Consider the following 19,612-nt stretch of genomic DNA (forward strand, 5'->3'; position numbering starts at 1 on the left):
TCGTGATCCCCGTCCCGCTCAGCCGTCGACCGTCGCGGCCAGCTCGCCGTCGGCGAGGCGTACCCGGAGCGGGTCGCCCTCGCCGACCTCGGACGCGGCGCGGACGACCTGACCGTCGGCGCGCTGGACGATCGCGTAGCCCCGGTCGAGGGTGGCGGCGGGGGAGAGGGCGCGCAGCCGGGCCAGGGTGTGCCGCAGGTCGTCGTCGGCGGCGGCGAGCCGGTGGTCCAGGCAGCGCCCGGCCCGCTGGCGCAGCCCGGTCAGGTCGGCGAGCCGCTGGTCGACCATCACCTGCGGGCGGGCCAGCACCGGCCGGGAGCGCAGCCCGTCGAGCCGGTGCGACTCGCGGTCCACCAGGTTGCGCACCGCGCGTTCGAGGCGGTGCCGGGCCTGCCGGATGACGCGCACCTCCTCGGTGAGGTCGGGCACCACGCGCTTGGCCGCGTCGGTCGGCGTCGAGGCCCGCACGTCGGCGACGTAGTCGACCAGCGGCGTGTCGGTCTCGTGGCCGATCGCGCTGACCACGGGTGTGCGGCAGGCGAAGACCGCCCGGCAGAGCGCCTCGTCGGAGAAGGGGAGCAGGTCCTCGATGCCGCCCCCGCCCCGGGCGATGACGATCACGTCGACGGCCGGGTCGGCGTCCAGCACCTTGAGCGCGTCGACGATCTGCGGGACGGCGCTCGGCCCCTGCACGGCCACGTTGACCGTGCGGAACTCCACCGCCGGCCAGCGCCGGCGGGCGTTGGTCAGCACGTCCCGCTCGGCGGCCGAGGCGCGGCCCGTGATCAGCCCGACCCGGTTGGGCAGGAACGGCGGCCGGCGCTTGCGCGCCCGGTCGAACAGCCCCTCCGCCGCCAGCAGCTTCTTGAGCTTCTCCAGCCGGGCCAGCAGCTCGCCGAGGCCGACCTGCCGGATCTCGTCGGCGCGCAGGCTCAGCGTGCCCCGGGCGGCGTAGAACTCCGGCTTGGCGTGCAGCACCACCCGCGCGCCCTCGCGCAGCTCCGGCGCGCCGACGTCCAGGACGTCCCGGTTGGTGGTGACCGTCAGGCTCAGGTCGGCCGACGGGTCCCGCAGGGTGAGGAAGACGGTGCTGGCGCCCGGCCGGCGGCTGATCTGCGCCACCTGCCCGTCCACCCACACCCAGCCCAGCCGGGCGATCCAGGCGCCGACCTTCTGGCTGACCACCCGGACCGGCCACGGCTCCTCGGACGTGCTCCGCCCCACCTCGCCTGTGCTCACGCGCCCACCCTACGGCCCGCCCCGGACAGTCCCGCGCGGCTCGTCCGTGGCGTCGTGGTGGCCGTCGCGTCCCGCGTCGTGCTCCGCAGCGGCACGTACGATGGGCGGGTGACTCAGGTTGAAGCGACGTCCCGGACCGGCAAGCGCGTGATCCTGGCCAAGCCCCGCGGCTACTGCGCGGGCGTGGACCGCGCGGTGCAGACCGTGGAGGAGGCACTCAAGCTCTACGGCGCCCCGATCTACGTGCGCAAGCAGATCGTGCACAACAAGCACGTCGTGCAGACCCTGGAGGCCCAGGGCGCGATCTTCGTGGAGGAGAACGAGGAGGTGCCGGAGGGCGCCACCGTCATCTTCTCCGCGCACGGGGTGGCCCCGGAGGTCTACGAGCAGGCCCGCACCCGCTCGCTGCGGGCGATCGACGCGACCTGCCCGCTGGTCACGAAGGTGCACCAGGAGGCGAAGCGGTTCGCCGCCGAGGACTACGACATCCTGCTGATCGGCCACGAGGGGCACGAGGAGGTCATCGGCACCTCCGGCGAGGCCCCCGAGCACATCCAGCTCGTGGACGGCCCGGAGGACGCCGACAGGATCACCGTCCGCGACCCGAACAAGGTCGTCTGGCTCTCCCAGACCACCCTCTCGGTCGACGAGACGCTGGAGACGGTGGCCCGGCTCAAGAAGCGGCTGCCGATGCTCCAGTCGCCGCCCAGCGACGACATCTGCTACGCCACCTCCAACCGGCAGCACGTGGTCAAGGAGATCGCGCCCGAGTGCGACGTGGTGATCGTCGTGGGCTCGACCAACTCCTCCAACTCCGTACGCCTCGTCGAGGTCGCCCTGGACGCCGGGGCGCGCGCCGGTCACCTCGTCGACTTCGCGCACGAGATCGACGACGCCTGGCTGGAGGGGGCGCGCACGGTGGGCCTGACCTCGGGCGCCAGCGTCCCCGACCAGCTGGTCCAGGAGGTGCTCGCCCACCTCGCCGCGCGCGGCTTCACCGACGTCGACGAGGTGGTGACCGCCAACGAGCGGCTGACCTTCTCGCTGCCGCAGGAGCTCAAGCGGGACATGAAGGCCGCCGCCGCGGCCCGCGGCTGAGCGGACGGGAACGGCGGGCGGCCCCGCTGCGTCAGACTCGGGTATGAGGACTCTTCGGCTCGCCGTCTCCGCGCTGGCCGTCTGCGTGGCGCTGAGCGCCTGCGGCGGCCAGGACGGTGCCGGCGACACCCCCACCCCGACCCCGACGGGAGCACAGCCGGTGACCAGCCCGCCCAGCCCGGATCCGAGCAGCCCCGCAGTCCCGCCGACCCCCGGCGACCCGGTGGACCCGACGGGGCCGGCCCTGCCCCCGCCCACGAGGCCCGGCGGCGGGCCGACGAAGCCGCCGCCGGTCGGCGGGGCCACGCTGACCGGGACCGTCACCGCCGGCGTGGAGCCCAACTGCCTGCTGCTCGACAACTACCTGCTGATCGGCGGCCCGCGTGACCTGCTGAAGCCGGGCGCGAAGGTCACGGTCACCGGCCGGGTCCAGCGGGACCTGCTCACGACCTGCCAGCAGGGCACGCCCTTCCTGGTCGAGACCGCCCGCCGCGGCTGACCCGGACGGGCCCGGGCCCGTCCGGTCGTGGTCGCGCGCGGAACGTCCCGAGCCCGTGTGCCGCGGCACTGATCACCGAAACGGGCGGAGCCCGCCCCCGGGTGGGGGCGGGCTCCGGTGTTCCGGTGCGGGACGGGTCAGTTCACGGTGCCGATGGAGACGGCGCCGCGGCCGACGACCGCGCCCTCGGTGGTCACCACGGACAGCTCACCGAAGAGCGCCCGACCGGCGACCGGGGTGGACTGGGCGGTCACCGTACCGGTGAGGGTGGCGGTGGCGCCGTGGGCCAGGTCGAGCGGGGTGGCGGGCGCCGAGAGGCTGCCCAGCGCCGCCGCCGAGAACGAGTCCCGGTAGTCGTACGCGGTGCTGCCACCGGCCCCGTCCACGGCGTAGCCCTCGACGACCACCCGGTAGGTGCCCGCCGGCGGGTTGTTGAGGGTCACGGCCTCCTCGGAGTCGCCGTCGGCGGCCCGACCGACCTCCGCGGTGCCGCGGAAGACGTAGAGGTCGAGGTCGGCCGCGGCGCTGGCCGGGTTGCCGATCCGGGCGGTGAAGCGGGTCGCGCCCGCCGGCACCTCCACGGTGTACTCCTGCGACGCGCCCTCGGCGATGGTCGGCCGCTCAGCGTGGACGCTGGAGAGCGGGCCGCCCTGGCCGGTCACCGCGACCGGGCCGAAGGTGTTGGTCAGCGACCAGGTCACCGGGGTCGCCGCACCGGCGGTGACCGACGGCAGCTCGACCACGGCCGGCTCGACCGCGACACCCTGCACCCGCGCCGTGAGCTGGAACGGGTTGTTCAGCGACGGCGAGGTCCGACGGGACTCCACCTCGATCTCCCAGACCCCGGCGATCGGGTTCTGGTAGTCGCGCTCCTGCGGCTTGCAGGCGTTGGCGTCGGAGAAGTTGGTGTAGCAGGCGAGGCTGGAGGTGCTCTCCACCGGGACGCCGTACGGGTTGAAGGCGATGAACCGGGTCTGCGAACCGGTGGCGATGCCGGAGAGGTTCACCTGGAGGGCGCCCGTGCCCGGCGGAACCGTCACGAAGTACGAGGTGAAGCTGTTCCGGTCGACCGAGCCCTCGGCCGAGAAGGAGAAGTCCGGCTTCTGCACGTCGTTGGAGGCGACGACGACGGTGGAGACCTCGAAGTCGACGACCGAGGTGGCCGGGTCGTCGATCGTCATGATCGCGCCGTGCGCGCCGGCGGTGGCGGGCTTGGCGGTGACCGAGATGGTGACGGTCTTGTTCAGCGGGAGCGGGACGGTCTTCGGCGCCTTGAAGGTGCCGTCGTTGCCGCGCAGGCCCACGTCGTGCTTCACGGTGCCGGCCGGCCCGCTGGTGCGGGTGACCTGGACCTGGTAGCTCTTCGACTGGCCGACCCGCTGCCCACCCTCGGCGGAGGCGCAACGGTTGTAGAGGCCGGTGCCCCGGTTCGGGGTGCTCAGCTGACCGGACAGGACGGTGCAGACCGGAGCCTCGGAGGTGTAGGAGCGCGTCTCCACGCCCTTGCGCAGCAGCTTCCACGCGCCCGGCACGTTGAACATGCCGTAGCCCTGGCCGTACGTCGGGACGTCCTTGATCGGCTTGGCCGAGCTGTAGATCGCCCGGCGCAGCGCGGCCGGAGTGACGCCCTTGTCGGTCGCCTTGGCGGCCGACAGCAGCAGCGCGGCGGCGCCGGCGGCCTGCGGGGAGGCCATCGAGGTGCCGTTCAGCATCGCGTAGCCCGGGGGCAGCGCGTAGCCGGCCTCGGGGACCGCGTTGCCGAGCTGCCAGGTCGGGGCGGTGGAGATGGCCGAGCCGGGGGCGGCGATGTTCGGCTTGAAGCCGCCGTCCTCACGCGGGCCACGGGAGGAGAAGTTGAACAGCGCGTTCTTCTTCTTCACCACGGAGCCGTAGTTGGCCAGCCAGGTGTCCCTGCTGATGCTCGCCGCGACGCTGACCACGTTGGCGGAGGCCGACGGGTCGCCGATGGTGTTCAGGCCCGGGCCGGAGTTGCCGGCCGAGATGAACATCTGCACGCCGTAGGTGGTGATCAGGTTGTTGTAGAGCTCGGCGCGGGCGTTGTTGCCGTCGTTCAGCGCCGGCAGGCCGCCGATCGACATGTTGATCACGTCGACCTTGCGGTTGATCACCAGGTCGGCCATGCCGGTGGTGAGGGCGGCGTAGGTGCAGCCGCCGCCCCACGAGCAGGCCCGGGCGGAGACCAGCTTGGCACCGGGCGCGGCACCGTCGAAGGCGCCGTTGCCGAGCATGTCGTTGGCGGCGGTGATGCCGGCGACGTGGGTGCCGTGGGTGCTCTCGACGATGCCGATGTTGACGTAGTCCACCAGGCCGGGGCCGCCGACGGGGGCGGTGTCCACGTCCTCGCGGTACTCGACCACGAACGGGATCCGCTCGGCCACCGGGGTGGCCGGGTTGTCGGTGCCGAAGTGGTTGACGTCGAACTTCTCCTTGTACGGCCGCATCACGGCGTCGTCGGTGAAGTTGTTGTTCTGGTTGACGTCCACCCAGATGTTGTTGGTGGCCGGGTCGTAGAGGATGCCGAACGTGTCGGTCCGGTCCCCGTCGCGGTTGACGTCACCGGCCGGGTCGCTGGCGGCCGTGATCGACTCGCTGAACCGGTTGAACCGGTAGCTGCCTGCCGGGGCCGTCCACGTCGCGCCGCCGGAGGTGAACGTCGGACCGGTCACCGCGGTGAGCATCGGGCGCCAGGTGGCGTCCTCGAACGGGTCCGTGGCGGTGACCCAGTCGACGATCTTCCGCTCGCCGGTGGTGGTCTTCTGCAGCGCCGGGTGGCCGAGGTCCACACCGGAGTCCATGATGCCGATCGTGACGCCGCGGCCGTCCCACTGGGGGTTGTCCGCCACGAAGTCGACCGCGCCGATCTCGTTCGTCGGCATGTAGGGGTTGGCGGCCTGGGTGTCGGCGCCGGGACCGGGCAGGGTTGCGGCCTGCTTCGCCGCCTTCTTGCCGGAGGGGGCGACCTCGGGCGTCGGGTCGGGCAACTGGATGGTCTCGTCGAGGTCCACGGCGGAGACGCCGGGCAGCGTGGCCGCCTTCACCACCTTGGCGGTGGGGACCTTGGCCAGGACGTAGCCGATGCTGTCGTACCGCTCGGTGACGGCGGCACCCAGGTTCTTGAGGTCGGCGGCGACGTCCTTCGCCTCGCCCTTCTTGGTGGCCACGATCAGCGTGACGGTCGGGGCCTTCTTCGCCTCCGCCTCGGCGAGCAGCTTGGCGTCGTGCGAGCCCAGTGCCTCCACGGGGGTGGCCTGGGACGCGTCGGGTGCGGCGGTGGGCGCGGCGCCCGCGGTGGCGGCGCCGCCAGCCACGGTCACGGCGCTGGCCGCCACGACCGACGCGAAGAGCGCGGCGGATGTCCGCCGGCTCAGGTTTCGGGGTTTGCTCACGTTCTCTTTCCTCCAGAGAACAGGGCCCTCAGATGCAGGGCACGCGTGAGGCGAATCCTTCGCGCTGCCGCTGGTCACTGTCACTACCGCCGAGTTCGTTGTGACCACTTCGTGACATGGGTGGATGTCCATTGTCACATCGGTGGTGGTAGGTATCGGCCGTCAGTCCAGTGTCGACCGTCCGGTCGTCGGCTCGGCCTCGGCGGTTTCGAGCAGCTCAGGAGCCTGCGGCTGACGAGGGGTCAGCTCAACCTGCGCCGGTGCGGCCAGCTCCTGGTCGGAGACCCCCAGCTCGGCGAGCTTGCGGGCGCTGACCAGCACGCGCGCCTCCAGCGACCCGACCGCCCGGTTGTACGCGGTCACCGCGCCGCCGAGCGACGCGCCGAGCTTGCCGACGTGCTCGCCCAGGGTCGACAGTCGCCCGTAGAGCTCCCGGGCGAGCGAGTGCACCGCCACCGCGTTGCGCGCCAGCGCCTCCTGCCGCCACGAGTAGGCGACCGTACGCAGCAGCGCGACCAGGGTGGCCGGGGTCGCCAGCACCACGTTGCGGGCGAACGCGTGCTCCAGCAGCGTCGGGTCGCGTTGCAACGCGACGTCGAGGAACGGGTCGGCCGGCACGAAGAGCACCACGAACTCCGGCGTGCTGTCGAACGCGGCCCAGTAGGTCTTGGCGGCCAGCGCGTCCACGTGCGCGCGCAGGTGCTTCGCGTGCGCGTCGAGGTGCGTGTTCCGGCCCCGCTCGTCGCGGGCCTCCATCGCTGTCAGATAGGCGTCGAACGGCGCCTTGGCGTCCACCACGACCGACCGGCCGCCGTGCAGCCGGACCACCAGGTCGGGGCGGACCCCCTGGTGGTCGGTGGCGGCGGTGACCTGTTCGGAGAAGTCGCAGTGCTCCAGCAGGCCGGCCGCCTCGACGATCCGGCGCAACTGGTGCTCGCCCCAGCGGCCCCGCACCTGGGGTGCCCGCAGGGCCGCCACCAGCTGTTTCGTCTCGGTACGCAACTCGCCCGAGACCGTGCTCATCGCACGGACCTGCTCGCGCAGCTCGGCGTACGCGTCGACCCGGTCGTGCTCCAGCTCGGCGACCCGCTGCTCGTAGCGGCGCAGCGTGTCGTGCAGCGGGGCGACGGCGCGGGCCACCGCCTCCTGGGACTGCGCGGTGGCCTCGTAGCTCAGCGCCCGCATGGACTGCTCCAGGCGGCCCTCGCCCTCCCGGGTGGCCCGCAGCGTGGCGTCCAGCCGGGCGATCTCGGTCGCCGAGCGGGTCCGGGCGGCGTACCAGCCCGCCGCACCCCCGGCGGCGAGGCAGACGATCACCACGGCCAGCGTCGAGAAGTCCACCCCCGGAGCTTGCCAGACCGGCGCGCCGCCCGCCGGCGCGCCGCTCTCAGAGCGCCCCCGCCCGGCGGCGCCGCGCTGCGCCGATCGGAGGCGTGCCGCTGGCCTGGCCTGGGTAACGTCGCAGACATGAGATATCTGCCGCTGCTCATCCTCGTGGTGCTGCTGGTGGGTGCGTTCCTCTGGTGGCGCCGGGAGAGCGCCGCCCGGGAGGCCCGGCGCCTCGCCGACGCGCGGGCCGACGCCCAGCGCTGGTACGAGCGCCTCGGCGGCCAGGTGATGAACCTGCACGGCGACCACCCGGCCGTGCGGCAGGCGCTGGTCGACGCCGGGGAGCGCTACAACGCGGCCGGCAGCCAGCTGGAGCAGGCCCGCAGCGTCGAGCAGTACCGGCTGGCCCGGGAGACCGCGCTGGAGGGGCTGACCTACGCGCGGGCGGCCCGGGTGGCGCTCGGCATCGACCCCGGCCCCGAGCTGCCCCCGCTGGCCGCCGCGCAGGGCGTGGGACAGCTCACCCGGGAGCGTCAGGTCGACGTGCAGGGGCAGACGTTCAAGGCCGGCCCGCAGCCCGGCCGGGACACCCCCTACTACTACCCCGGCGGGCGCTACCAGGGCCGGCCGGTGCCGGCGGGCTGGTACTCCACCCCGTGGTGGAAGACCGCGCTGGGCGCCGGCGCGGGGGTCCTCGGCGGCATCCTGATCGCCGACGCGCTCTTCTCGCCCGGCTTCGCCGATCCCGGATACGGCTACCAGGAGGGCTTCGGGGACGCCTCCGGCTACGGCGAGCAGGGCGGTGAGGCCGGCGGCGACGCCGGGGGCGGCGGCTTCGGGGGCGGGGACTTCGGCGGTGGCGACTTCGGTGGCGGGGACTTCGGCGGCGGCGGCGACTGGTAGGCCGACGGCGCGGGCCGGGACCGCCGGTTGCCGCGCCCGGGAGGGCACCTTCCTGCGCGAGCAGCGTCAGGAAGGTGCCCTCCGCACGTCTCAGCCCGTGTTGCGCATGCCGGCGGCGATGCCGTTGACCGTGGTCAGCAGCGCGCGCTCCAGCGCCGTACCGTCGCTCGGCGCCCGCCGGCCGCCCGGCGCGGTGGCCACCGCCCGGCCCGCCGCCCCGGACTCCCGGTACTGGCGCAGCAGGGCCACCTGGAGGTGGTGCAGCGGCTCCAGGTAGGTGTCGCGGACGGCCAGGGTGCGCTGGAGCACCGGGGAGCTCTCGAGCAGGGCCGGCGAGGAGGTCACCGCCAGCACCTCCCGCTTGGTCAGCTCGTACTCCTGCTCGATCTTGTGGAAGATCGGGTGCAGCTTCTTCGGCACCAGCGTCTCGACGTACCGGCGGGCGATGCTGAGGTCGGTCTTGGTGAGCATCATCTCGACGTTCGACAGGAACGTGCGGAAGAAGTGCCAGTTGCGGTGCATCTCGGCCAGCACGTCCTCCAGCCCCGCCTCCCGGGCCGCGGCCAGGCCGGAGCCGACCCCGAACCAGCCGGGCACGATCTGCCGGGTCTGGGTCCAGCCGAACACCCACGGGATGGCGCGCAGCCCGGCGAGCCCGGCCCCCGTGTTCGGCCGCTTCGCCGGCCGGGAGCCGATGTTGAGCGCGCCGAGCAGCTCCGTCGGCGTCGACGCCCAGAAGTACGCGGGCAGGTCCGGGTCCTCGACCAGCGACCGGTACGACCGGAAGGCCGAGTCGGAGACCAGCTCCATCGTGGCGTCCCAGCGTTCCAGCATCTCGGCGGGCTGGCGGGGCGCGGTGTGCAGCAGGGTGGCCTGGAGCACCGCGGCCAGCGTCAGCTCCAGGTTCTCCCGCGCCAGCGACGGCAGGGAGTACTTGTCGGAGATGACCTCGCCCTGCTCGGTCACCTTGATCGCGCCGTCCAGGGTGCCGTACGGCTGGGCCAGGATCGCCTCGTGCGTCGGCCCGCCGCCGCGACCCACCGTGCCGCCGCGACCGTGGAAGAGCCGCAGGTGCACGCCGTGCCGGGCGGCCACGTCGCGCAGCGCGCGCTGGGCCCGGTGGATCGACCACTGGCTGGTGGTGATGCCGGCCTCCTTGTTGGAGTCGGAGTAGCCCAGCATCACCTCCTGCACGTCGCCGCGCGCCGCCACCAGCGCCCGGTACGCCGGCAGCGAGAGCAGCTCGTCGAGCAGCTCGCCGCCGGCGTTCAGCTCGGACGGGGTCTCCAGCAGCGGCACGAAGCCGATCCGGGACCGGCCGCTGTGCACGTCGATCAGGCCGGCCTCGCGGGCCAGCACCACCGCGGCGAGCACGTCGTCGACCCCGAGCGTCATCGAGACGATGTACGACTCGATGACCTCGTTGCCGAACCGGTCCTGCGCCTCGCGGATGGTGCCGAACACGTCGAACGTCTTGCGGGTCGCCTCGGTCAGCGGGGTGTCCAGCGTGGAGAGCGGCCGGCGGCCGGTCAGCTCGTCGGCGAGCAGCTTCGTCCGCTCCAGCCGGCTCAGCGACGGGTAGTCGGGGACCTCGCCGACGGCCGCGTAGAGCTGGGCGAGCACCGCGTGGTGCGCCTCGGCGTGCTCCCGGACGTCCATGGTCGCCAGGTGCAGCCCGAACGCGGAGACCGTACGGATGGTCGAGGCGAGCCGGCCCACGGCGGTGAGCTGGCCGGCGTTGCGGGCCAGCGAGGCGCGCAGCAGCTCCAGGTCGGCGACCAGCTCGGCGGAGCCGCGGTAGTCCCGCCCGGGCACGTGCGCCGTGCCCTGGCGCAGCCGCTGCCGGGTGTTGGCCAGCTTCGCCTTCACGCAGCGGGCCTTGAGTCGGTAGGGCTCCTCGGCGTTGACCCGGCGGAACCGGGCCGCCACCTCGGGCAGCGCGTCCAGGTCGGTGGCGAGGCTGGCGGAGAGGTCGAGCGACACCCCGCGCAGCCGCCGGGACACCGACACCTCGTCGATCAGGTGGTCCATCGCCTTCTCGGTGGCCGCGATGCCGTGCTCGTGCTGGATGGTCAGCACCTCGCGGGTCACGGCCGGCGTGACGAACGGGTTGCCGTCGCGGTCGCCGCCGATCCAGGTGCCGAAGGACAACGGCCGGGCGGTCGGGGAGGTCTCCACGCCGAGGGTGCGCAGCGTGTCGGCGAGGTCGTCGAGGACCTGCGGGGCGGCCTCGGCGTACAGGTCGCGCAGGTAGTAGATGGCGTTGCGGGCCTCGTCGGTCGGGTCCGGCCGGTCCAGCCGCAGCTCGTCGGTCTGCCACATCAGGTCGAGCAGCTCGGCGAGGCGGCGGTTGGCCGGGCCCTCGTCGCTGGCGCCGTAGAGGATCGCGTTGGCGGTCTCGGTGTCCAGCTCGTCGGCGATGGCGCGCAGCTTCGACAGGATCGACCGGCGGGCCGCCTCGGTCGGGTGGGCGGTGAAGACGGGCCGTACCGCCAGCCGCCGGGCCGCCGCGGCGATCTCCTCCGCCGGCACCCCGCGCTCGGCGATCATCTTGGCCGCCTGGTCCAGCCAGCCGCCCTGGACCGCCCGGCGGCGGCGCAGTTCCCGGGCCCGGTGCACCTGCTCGGTGATGTTGGCCAGGTGGAAGTAGGTGGAGAAGGCGCGGGCCAGCTTGGTGCCGGTGGTGACGTCCAGGCCGGCGAGGCGCTGCGCGGCGGCGGGCGCGTCGGAGCGCACCTGGGCGCGGATCTCCTCGACGAGGTCGAGCAGCGGCCGGCCCTCCTGGCGGGCGAGGGTCTGCCCGAGCAGGGTGCCGAGGCGGCGGATGTCGGCCCGGAGGGCGGCGTCGGGGCCGTCGTGGTCGTGCTGGTCGGTCACGATGCGCTCCTTACGCGAGTACGAAGGACAGCGCTGTCCGACTCCCTGGATCGTATCCGCGACCCCCGCCGGGGAGGAGGGGACCCTTGCAATCGTCCGTGGCGCGGGAGGCGCACCTTCCTCGCGTCTCAGCCGGCGCCGGGCGCGTCTTCGCTGGTGGCGGCGGGTGCGGTGCGGCGGCCGGCGCGGCGGCGGGCCTGGAACGGCGTGGCGCTGAGCACACCCGCCACGCCCAGCGCCGCCCAGATGGTGAGCCCGGCGAGCGGCCAGCCGGTCGACCGGCGGTCGAAGTAGACGACGGATTCGAGCAGGTCGGTGGCGAGCCCCGGCACGTTCCACCGGTGCATGCCGCGCAGCCAGGTGGGGAGGAACTCGGGGGCGTAGATGCCGCCGGAACCGGGGTTGCCGAGCACGACCAGCAGCAGGATCACCAGCCCGGTGCCGAACAGCCCCAGCCAGCCCTGCACCGCCGAGGCGATCATCGCCGCCGCGAGGACCGTCAGCGCCCCGCTCGCGGCGACGCCGACCAGGTCGTGGTCCCAGACGTCCAGGACCGGCCCGACCACGACCGTGCCGACGGCCCCGAGCACCAGGCTGTAGACGGCCAGCGCGGCGATCCGCAGCCCGGCGCGGCGCAGGCTGCGCGGGGCCGTGCCGTTGCCCAGGCCGAGCACGGTGGCGGCGAGGTAGCCGCCGAGCACGTATCCGACGGCCAGGTAGAACGGCACGAGCCCGCGCGGGTCGGTCGGGGCCACCGGCACGTCGTCGGTGACCCGCAGCGGCATCTCCGCCTGCCGGGCGGCGGTGCCGAGCACCTGGACGACGACGTCGGTGGCGGCCGGCGCGGCGGCGCTGGCGGTGGTCAGGACCAGCCCGCCCTCGGCGGTGGTGGCGAGCACCGCGTACACCTCGCGGGTGTGCAGGCCGTCGTCGGCGGCCCCCGGGTCGTCGTACCCGACCGCTTCGAGGGTGTCGGTCTGGTTGCGTACGGCGGCGAGGAGGGCCTCCGCCTTCTGGTCTCCGCGCACCACCCCCACCGGCACGTCGCGCGGCGTGGGCCGGTGCAGCGCGCCGACGTACGCGGTGATGAACGCGGTGGCGAGCACCAGGGTGCCGAGCAGCAGCGCGGCGGTGCGCGGCAGCCTGTCGCGGATCTCCTGGTCCACGCCGTCAGCCTAGGGTGGCTTTGCCCGGTACGTGGCGTTTCGTGACCCGGAAAACCGGTTCCGCCGCTCGGTAGCGTCCCGGTCATGACGTCGCCGAACTATCCCCCCAAGCCCCGACCGGGAGACCGGGTCGCGGTCGTCTCGCCCTCCGCCGGCCTGCCGGCGATCTTCCCCCACGTGTACGAGCTGGGGCTGCGCCGGCTGCGCGAGGAGTTCGACCTGGAGCCGGTGGAGTACCCGACCACCCGGGTGCTCGACGCCGACCCCCGCGACCGGGCCCGGGACCTGACCGCCGCCTTCGCCGACCCGACGGTCACCGCCGTGCTCGCCACGGTGGGCGGGGACGACCTGATCACGGTCACCCCGCACCTGGACGACGCCGTGCTGCGGGCCAATCCGAAGCCGTACTTCGGCTACTCCGACAACACCAACGTCCTCAACCACCTGTACCGGCTGGGCGTCGTGTCGTACCACGGCGGGTCGGTGCTGGTGCACCTCGGCCGCTCGGGCAGCCCGCACCCGCTGACCTTCGACTCGCTGCGCGCGGCCCTCTTCACCTCCGGCTGGTACGACCTGGCCCCGGCCCCGCGGTGGGGCGACCGGCCGAACGACTGGCGGGACCCGGCGACGCTGGCCGACGAGCCGGAGATGCTCCCGGGCGAGGGCTGGCGCTGGCAGGGGCCGTCGACGGTCGTCGAGGGGCGCACCTGGGGCGGCAACCTGGAGATCCTGCACTGGCTGCTGGCCGCCGACCGGGTGCCGGCGGCCGGGGACCTGGCCGGGTCGGTGCTGATGGTCGAGACCTCGGAGGAACTGCCCCCGGCCAGCGAGGTGTTCCGGATCCTGCGCAACATGGGGGAGCGGGGGCTGCTCGCCGGCTTCCCGGCGGTCCTCGTGGGCCGGCCGAAGGCGTGGGACTTCGACCGGCCGCACACCCCCGACGAGCGGCGGGACTGGGCGCAGGCGCAGCGGGAGGCGGTCACCCGGGCGCTCGCCGCCTACCGCCCGGACGCGGTGGTGGTCTTCGACGTCGACCTCGGCCACACCGACCCGCAGCTGATCGTCCCGTACGGCGGCGAGGTCCGGGTCGACGCCGTCGAGCGCCGCATCTCGGTCCGCTACTGACCCACCCTCGCGCGCGCCCCGCCCCCGCCGGGTCCGCGGTCGGTCAGGCGGGGTCGAGTACGGCGAACGCCCGGACCGGGAAGGTGCCCATGCCGGCCACCATCGGCGGGGCGGCCGTGAACCGGAAGCCGGTCGGGGGCAGCGCGTCGAGCCCCGTCAGGTGCTCCACGATCGGCACGCCGGCGGCCAGCAGGGCGCTGTGCGCCGGGCGCTCGCCGGCCGCCGCGGGACTCATGTCGTCGATGTTGATCGAGTCGATGCCGACCAGGGCGGCGCCCGCGTCGACCAGGGCCCGGGCGCCGTCCCCGGTGAGGTACGGCGCCTGCGGCGCGCCGTACCGGTCGGTGCCGAAGTGCGTCGACCAACCGGTGTGCAGCAGCACCGCCCGCCCCGCGACGTCGTACGGCGCCAGCAGCAGCCGGTCCACCGCGCGGGTGCCGGCCGGCGCCCGGACCACGACGCCGGGCAGGTCGGCGAGGCGGTCCAGCCCGGTTGCGGCGAGGTCGGCGCCATCGGCGAAGCGGTGGGCGGGCGTGTCCACGTACGTGCCAGTGTTGGCGATCATGTCGATCCGCGCCACCTGGAACTCCGTGCCGGGGGCGTAGTTGGCCCGGGACGCCTCCCGGGTCAGCCACTCGGTGATCCGCGGCGCCGGCCAGCCCGGCAGGGTGGTCATGCCGTCGGTGATCGGATGGCTCAGCTCCACGAGCCGTCTCCCGGTCCTGCCTTCCGGGCCGGCCACGCCCCGGCCGCCCTTGTGCGGCTCCTCGACGAGGGTCTTGCCGGTGATTCGGACCTCCGCCACCATCAGCAGTCCGAGGTGCCGGACGAAGAGCGCCGCCAGGTCTTCGTCGGCGATGTCGCGGCCGGGGATGTCCAGCCGGAACCCGTCGGTCCGCAGCCCACCGCCGTTAGCGAAGACGACCTCCGCGTCGAACTGCGCCCGCCACTGTCCGCCCATCAGCGCAGCCGATCATGGCCGGTCCGCGCCGTCAAGGTTTTCCCGCCCGCACCGCCTTGTTCGTCCCGGCCGGGCCGCGGGGCCCACCGGAGTGCCGTACAGGGGGGTGCACGGCACCGCCGGCGGGCGGCGCCGCAGGGTCGCCGGCGCCGGGCCGCAGCCGGGGTGGAGCCGCGGGCCTCCCCGAACAGGTCCGCGTGACCCCGGGACGCCGATTCGGCGGCCGGTCCCGGCTGACGGATCCATTCTTGGCCGATGGCGGTCCCGGGGTCTTGAAGATCGATGCTCAGTTGACCGCCGGAGCGGACCGGCCGGCGCCGCCCACGGTGAGGAGCCGGCGGAGGTGGGCCGGCGGGTGGCCGACGTGTTCCCGGAGCACGCGGGTGAGGTGCGCCTGGTCGGCGAAGCCGTGCTCCGCCGCCACGGCGCGCAGCGGCCGCCCGTCCGCCTCGGCGAGGGTGTCCAGCACCGCCCGGACCCGCAGCCGGTTGCGGTAGGCGGTGAGGCTGCTGCCGGTGACCCGCTGGAACACCCGGCTCAGGTGGTGTGGTGAGGCGCCCACCTCGCGCGCCACCTGGTCGAGCGTGAGGGAGAAGTCGCGGACCATGAGCACCTCCCGGGCCCGGTCGGCGAGGCGACGGTGGGCGGCCGCGGTGGCGGGGCGTTGGTTGACGACGCGCCGCAGGTCCGCTCCCGGTGGCTCGGCCCGGGCGTTGACGAAGTCGAGCACCCTGCCGAGGAAGTCGTGCAGCCGCTCCGCCATCTCGAACGGGTCCAGCCCTCGCCGGAACTCCGTGATGAGCATCCGGTGTGCCAGGTCGAGCGCCGTGTCCGAGGTGCCGTCCCAGCCGGAGGTCGCCAACCAGCACGCCCCGTCCCGGTGTTCGTCGAGGACCGCTGGCTCGATCAGCAGGCAGGTGAACGTGTCGCGGCCCAGCGGGTGGGACACCTGTATCTCGTCGCCTGGCCGGATGAGCAGCAGCGAGGTGGCGTCCGAGAACGTCGTACGACCGTTGATGCGCCGCCGGTAGGCGCCCGACCAGCCAAGGTTGACCTCGTGCCGCAGCGCGGCCGTCGGTGCCGTCCAGCCGCGCTTCTCGACGCCGCAGCGCACCATGGAGATCGAGATCCCCGCCGGGTCACCCAGCACCCGCCGGCGGCAGGGCGTGGTCGTTCGGCGTGGGTCGCTGCCCACTCCCTCAGGCATCCATCCTCCTCCTCGGCGGCCGTCGTGGATCGTGGTCGATCCAACGTACGCGGGGGTGGCTCGCCCGGCCGGAGAGATAGTGTCGACCGGTGGACCCCCCGTCCGGCCGGGCGAGGGGTGATCGTCGTGTCGTCCGCTGGAAGTGATCACATGCTCACCGGTCTGTTCACCGCCGCCCTCGCCGACCCGGGGCTGGCCCGGGCACGTGACCTGGCGCGCTCCGGTGCCGCGCAGGTCGACGGCCTCGACATCACCGCACCGCCCGCGCTGCGCCCGTTCGCGGTCGCCGCGGTCGCGGCCGACCAGGCCGGCGACGGCGGGTCGGGCGGCGGCGCGGGTCGTCCGGTGCTCGCTGTGACCGCCACCACCCGGGAGGCCGACGACCTGGCCGCCGCGCTGGGCAGCCTGCTCCCGCCCGAGCAGGTGACGGTCTTCCCCTCCTGGGAGACGCTGCCGCACGAGCGCCTGTCGCCCCGCTCCGACACGGTCGGCCGGCGGCTGGCCGTGCTGCGTCGGCTGGCGCACCCCGGATCGGCGGACGCGCACGGCCGCACCGGTCCGCTGCGGGTGGTCGTGGCACCCGTCCGGTCGTTGCTGCAACCGCAGCTGAAGGGGCTCGGCGACCTGGAGCCGGTGCAGCTGGCGGCCGGGCAGGAGGCCGACCTGGAGGAGGTCGCCCGCCGGCTCATCGACATGGCGTACGCGCGGGTCGACCTGGTCACCAAGCGGGGCGAGTTCGCCGTGCGCGGCGGCATCCTCGACATCTTCCCGCCCACCGACGAGCACCCGTCGCGGGTCGAGTTCTGGGGCGACGAGGTGGAGGAGATCCGCACCTTCGCCGTCGCCGACCAGCGCACCATCGAGCAGGTGCCGCAGCTGTGGGCGCCGCCGTGCCGGGAACTGCTGCTCACCCCGTCGGTGCGCAAGCGGGCCGCCGCCCTCGCCGAGGAGCACCCGGAGCTGGCCGAGATCCTCGACAAGCTGGCCGAGGGCATCCCGGTGGAGGGGATGGAGTCCCTCGCCCCGGCGCTGATCGGCGCCGACTCGATGGAGCTGCTGCTGGACGCCATGCCGGCCGGCACCCACGTGCTGCTCTGCGACCCGGAGCGGATCCGCACCCGGGCGCACGACCTGGTGCGCACCTCCGACGAGTTCCTCCAGGCGAGCTGGGCCGCGGCCGCCGTCGGTGGCCAGGCCCCGGTCGACCTCGGCGCCGCCGCCTTCAAGACCCTGGCGGAGGTACGCGCCGTCGCGGCGAAGCTGCGCCAGCCCTGGTGGACGCTGTCGCCGTTCGGTCTGGTCGAGGCGGAGGCCGCCCCGGAGCGGCAGCCCTGGGAGGACGGGCCGGAGGCGGCCGACGTCACCCCCGACGACGCGATCGCGGTGACCCTGGCCGCGCAGCCGGCCCCGCTCTACCACGGCGAGACCGCCCGGGTGGTCGACGACCTCACGCGCTGGGCCGGCGAGGGCTGGTCGGTCGCGCTGGTCTTCGAGGGGCACGGCCCCGCCCAGCGGGCGGTCGAGGTGCTCCGCGACGCCGGCCTCGGCGCGCGGCTGACCGAGGAGATCCCGACCGCGCCCGCCCCCGGCGAGGTGCTGGTCGCCTGCGGCAGCCTGAACAGCGGTTTCGTCGACGAGGCGTCCCGGTTCGTGCTGCTCACCGGCAACGACGTCACCGGCGGGCGGGGCACCTCCACCCGGGACATGCGCAAGATGCCGAGCCGGCGGCGCAACACGATCGACCCCCTGGAGCTCAAGGCCGGCGACCACGTCGTGCACGAGCAGCACGGCATCGGCCGCTACGTCGAGCTGGTGCAGCGCACCGTCAACGGCGCGTCCCGGGAATACCTGGTCATCGAGTACGCCCCGAGCAAGCGCGGCCAGCCCGGCGACCGGCTCTTCGTCCCCACCGACCAGCTCGACCAGCTCTCCCGCTACGTCGGCGGCGAGCAGCCCACCCTGCACAAGATGGGCGGCTCGGACTGGCAGAAGTCCAAGGCCCGGGCCCGCAAGGCGGTCAAGGAGATCGCCGCCCAGCTCATCCAGCTCTACGCCGCCCGCAAGGCCTCCAAGGGGCACAACTTCGGCCCCGACACGCCGTGGCAGCGGGAGCTGGAGGACGCCTTCCCGTGGCAGGAGACGCCGGACCAGCTCGCCGCCATCGAGGAGGTCAAGCGGGACATGGAGCAGACCGTCCCGATGGACCGGCTCATCTGCGGTGACGTCGGCTACGGCAAGACGGAGATCGCGGTCCGGGCGGCGTTCAAGGCGGTGCAGGACGGCAAGCAGGTGGCGGTGCTGGTGCCCACCACGCTGCTGGTGCAGCAGCACTACAACACGTTCGCCGAGCGGATGAGCCAGTTCCCGGTGACCATCAAGCAGCTCTCCCGCTTCCAGACGCCGAAGGAGGCCGAGCGGACCCTGGAGATGGCCGCCGCGGGCACCGCCGACATCGTCATCGGCACCCACCGGCTGCTCCAGGCGGCCACCCGGTTCAAGTCGCTCGGCCTGGTCATCGTCGACGAGGAGCAGCGCTTCGGCGTCGAGCACAAGGAGCACCTGAAGACGATGCGCGCCTCGGTCGACGTGCTGAGCATGTCGGCCACCCCGATCCCGCGCACCCTGGAGATGGCGATCACCGGCATCCGGGAGATGTCGACCATCGCCACCCCGCCGGAGGAGCGGCACCCGGTGCTCACCTTCGTCGGGGCGTACGACGAGCGGCAGGTGGCCGCCTCCATCCACCGCGAGCTGCTGCGCGACGGGCAGGTCTTCTACCTGCACAACCGGGTCGAGTCGATCGAGAAGACGGCCCGGAAGCTGCGCGAGCTGGTGCCCGAGGCGCGGGTCGCGGTGGCGCACGGCCAGATGGGCGAGGAGGCCCTGGAGAAGGTCATGGTCGGCTTCTGGGAGAAGGAGTTCGACGTGCTGGTCTGCACCACGATCGTGGAGTCCGGCATCGACATCCCGAACGCCAACACCCTGATCGTGGAGCGGGCCGACCTGCTCGGCCTGGCCCAGCTGCACCAGATCCGCGGCCGGGTCGGCCGGGGCCGGGAGCGGGCGTACGCCTACTTCCTCTACCCGCCGGAGAAGCCGCTCACCGAGCACGCCCACGAGCGGCTGGCCACCATCGCCCAGCACACCGAGCTGGGCGCCGGCATGTACGTGGCGATGAAGGACCTGGAGATCCGGGGCGCCGGCAACCTGCTCGGCGGCGAGCAGTCGGGGCACATCGAGGGCGTCGGCTTCGACCTCTACGTGCGGATGGTCGGCGAGGCGGTCTCCGCGTTCAAGGGCGAGCGCCCGGAGGAGGAGACCGAGGTCAAGGTCGACCTGCCGATCGACGCGCACCTGCCGCACGACTACGTGGGCGTGGAGCGGCTGCGCCTGGAGATGTACCGCAAGCTCGCCGAGGCCCGCGACGAGGAGCGACTGCGCGAGGTGGTCGCGGAGATGACGGACCGCTACGGCGAGCCGCCCGCCCCGGTGCAGAACCTGGTCGCCGTGGCCCGGTTCCGGCTGCTGGCCCGCCGCTACGGCCTGACCGACGTCTCCATGCAGGGCAAGCACATCCGGTTCGGCCCGTTGCCGCTGCCCGACTCGAAGCAGCTGCGGCTCAAGCGCTACCACCCGGACTCGGTCTACAAGCAGGCCCTCGACCAGGTCAGCGTGCCCCGGCCGAGCACCCGGCGGATGGGCGGCGAGCCGCTGCGCGACCAGGCGCTGCTGGAGTGGTGCGCCCAGCTCCTCTCCGACGTCCTGGGCGAGCCGGCGACGGCGGGAGCCTCCGCCCGGTGA

At 73.7% G+C, this 19,612-nt stretch carries 12 protein-coding genes; 5 read left to right on the forward strand and 7 right to left on the reverse strand.

The window, feature by feature from the left end; all coding sequences use genetic code 11:
• Positions 1–18 precede the first annotated feature (18 nt).
• Positions 19–1,185: an exodeoxyribonuclease VII large subunit gene (gene xseA, locus AB0G08_RS09550; RefSeq protein ID WP_358085609.1), complete on the reverse strand. Its 1,167-nt coding sequence runs from the start codon at positions 1,183–1,185 to the stop codon at positions 19–21.
• 162 nt (positions 1,186–1,347) lie between these two features.
• Here xseA and AB0G08_RS09555 point away from each other — a divergent pair, with 162 nt between their 5' ends.
• Positions 1,348–2,337 (forward strand): 4-hydroxy-3-methylbut-2-enyl diphosphate reductase, encoded by a 990-nt coding sequence (locus tag AB0G08_RS09555; RefSeq protein ID WP_358085523.1) that lies wholly within the window; start codon positions 1,348–1,350, stop codon positions 2,335–2,337.
• Positions 2,338–2,380: 43 nt separating this feature from the next.
• Positions 2,381–2,836 carry a hypothetical protein gene (locus AB0G08_RS09560; RefSeq protein ID WP_358085526.1) on the forward strand — a complete coding sequence of 152 codons (456 nt, stop codon included), beginning with the start codon at positions 2,381–2,383 and terminating at the stop codon, positions 2,834–2,836.
• A gap of 137 nt (positions 2,837–2,973) precedes the next feature.
• On the opposite strand, the gene AB0G08_RS09565 is transcribed toward AB0G08_RS09560, so the two are convergent.
• Entirely contained in the window at positions 2,974–6,243 is a 3,270-nt protein-coding gene (locus AB0G08_RS09565) for a S8 family serine peptidase (protein ID WP_358085529.1), read from the reverse strand.
• 162 nt (positions 6,244–6,405) lie between these two features.
• Positions 6,406–7,584 carry a DNA recombination protein RmuC gene (locus AB0G08_RS09570; RefSeq protein WP_358085533.1) on the reverse strand — a complete coding sequence of 393 codons (1,179 nt, stop codon included), beginning with the start codon at positions 7,582–7,584 and terminating at the stop codon, positions 6,406–6,408.
• A 126-nt stretch (positions 7,585–7,710) separates the two neighbouring features.
• On the opposite strand from AB0G08_RS09570, the gene AB0G08_RS09575 reads away from it, so the two are divergent.
• The gene (locus AB0G08_RS09575) at positions 7,711–8,475 is read left to right on the forward strand and encodes a hypothetical protein (RefSeq protein ID WP_358085536.1); all 765 of its coding nucleotides are present in this window, start codon (positions 7,711–7,713) and stop codon (positions 8,473–8,475) included.
• Between the two features lie 90 nt (positions 8,476–8,565).
• Here the strand turns inward: AB0G08_RS09575 and ppc are convergent, their stop codons facing one another.
• Positions 8,566–11,352, reverse strand: a complete 2,787-nt coding sequence (gene ppc / locus AB0G08_RS09580; protein WP_358085539.1) for a phosphoenolpyruvate carboxylase — start codon at positions 11,350–11,352, stop codon at positions 8,566–8,568.
• A 128-nt stretch (positions 11,353–11,480) separates the two neighbouring features.
• Complete coding sequence (locus tag AB0G08_RS09585) at positions 11,481–12,518, reverse strand: hypothetical protein (protein WP_358085541.1); 1,038 nt, start codon at positions 12,516–12,518, stop codon at positions 11,481–11,483.
• A gap of 84 nt (positions 12,519–12,602) precedes the next feature.
• On the opposite strand from AB0G08_RS09585, the gene AB0G08_RS09590 reads away from it, so the two are divergent.
• Positions 12,603–13,643 (forward strand): S66 peptidase family protein, encoded by a 1,041-nt coding sequence (locus AB0G08_RS09590; protein WP_358085543.1) that lies wholly within the window; start codon positions 12,603–12,605, stop codon positions 13,641–13,643.
• A gap of 43 nt (positions 13,644–13,686) precedes the next feature.
• Here AB0G08_RS09590 and AB0G08_RS09595 read toward each other — a convergent pair whose 3' ends face one another.
• Together AB0G08_RS09595 and AB0G08_RS09600 are read right to left on the reverse strand one after the other, a co-directional pair.
• Complete coding sequence (locus tag AB0G08_RS09595) at positions 13,687–14,604, reverse strand: cyclase family protein (protein ID WP_358085546.1); 918 nt, start codon at positions 14,602–14,604, stop codon at positions 13,687–13,689.
• Positions 14,605–14,890: 286 nt separating this feature from the next.
• The gene (locus tag AB0G08_RS09600; protein WP_358085549.1) at positions 14,891–15,811 is read right to left on the reverse strand and encodes a helix-turn-helix domain-containing protein; all 921 of its coding nucleotides are present in this window, start codon (positions 15,809–15,811) and stop codon (positions 14,891–14,893) included.
• Between the two features lie 150 nt (positions 15,812–15,961).
• Here AB0G08_RS09600 and mfd point away from each other — a divergent pair, with 150 nt between their 5' ends.
• Positions 15,962–19,612: a transcription-repair coupling factor gene (gene mfd / locus AB0G08_RS09605; protein WP_358085552.1), complete on the forward strand. Its 3,651-nt coding sequence runs from the start codon at positions 15,962–15,964 to the stop codon at positions 19,610–19,612.

The sequence above is a fragment of the Micromonospora sp. NPDC023644 genome (genome assembly GCF_040640115.1).
Classification (GTDB): domain Bacteria; phylum Actinomycetota; class Actinomycetes; order Mycobacteriales; family Micromonosporaceae; genus Micromonospora.

Coding starts and splice junctions, on each gene's coding strand:
- AB0G08_RS09595 (WP_358085546.1), bottom strand. CDS start 14,604: ATGGGCGGACAGTGGCGGGCGCAGTTCGACGCGGAGGTCGTCTTCGCT.
- AB0G08_RS09590 (WP_358085543.1), top strand. CDS start 12,603: ATGACGTCGCCGAACTATCCCCCCAAGCCCCGACCGGGAGACCGGGTC.
- mfd (WP_358085552.1), top strand. CDS start 15,962: ATGCTCACCGGTCTGTTCACCGCCGCCCTCGCCGACCCGGGGCTGGCC.
- AB0G08_RS09600 (WP_358085549.1), bottom strand. CDS start 15,811: ATGCCTGAGGGAGTGGGCAGCGACCCACGCCGAACGACCACGCCCTGC.
- AB0G08_RS09575 (WP_358085536.1), top strand. CDS start 7,711: ATGAGATATCTGCCGCTGCTCATCCTCGTGGTGCTGCTGGTGGGTGCG.
- AB0G08_RS09560 (WP_358085526.1), top strand. CDS start 2,381: ATGAGGACTCTTCGGCTCGCCGTCTCCGCGCTGGCCGTCTGCGTGGCG.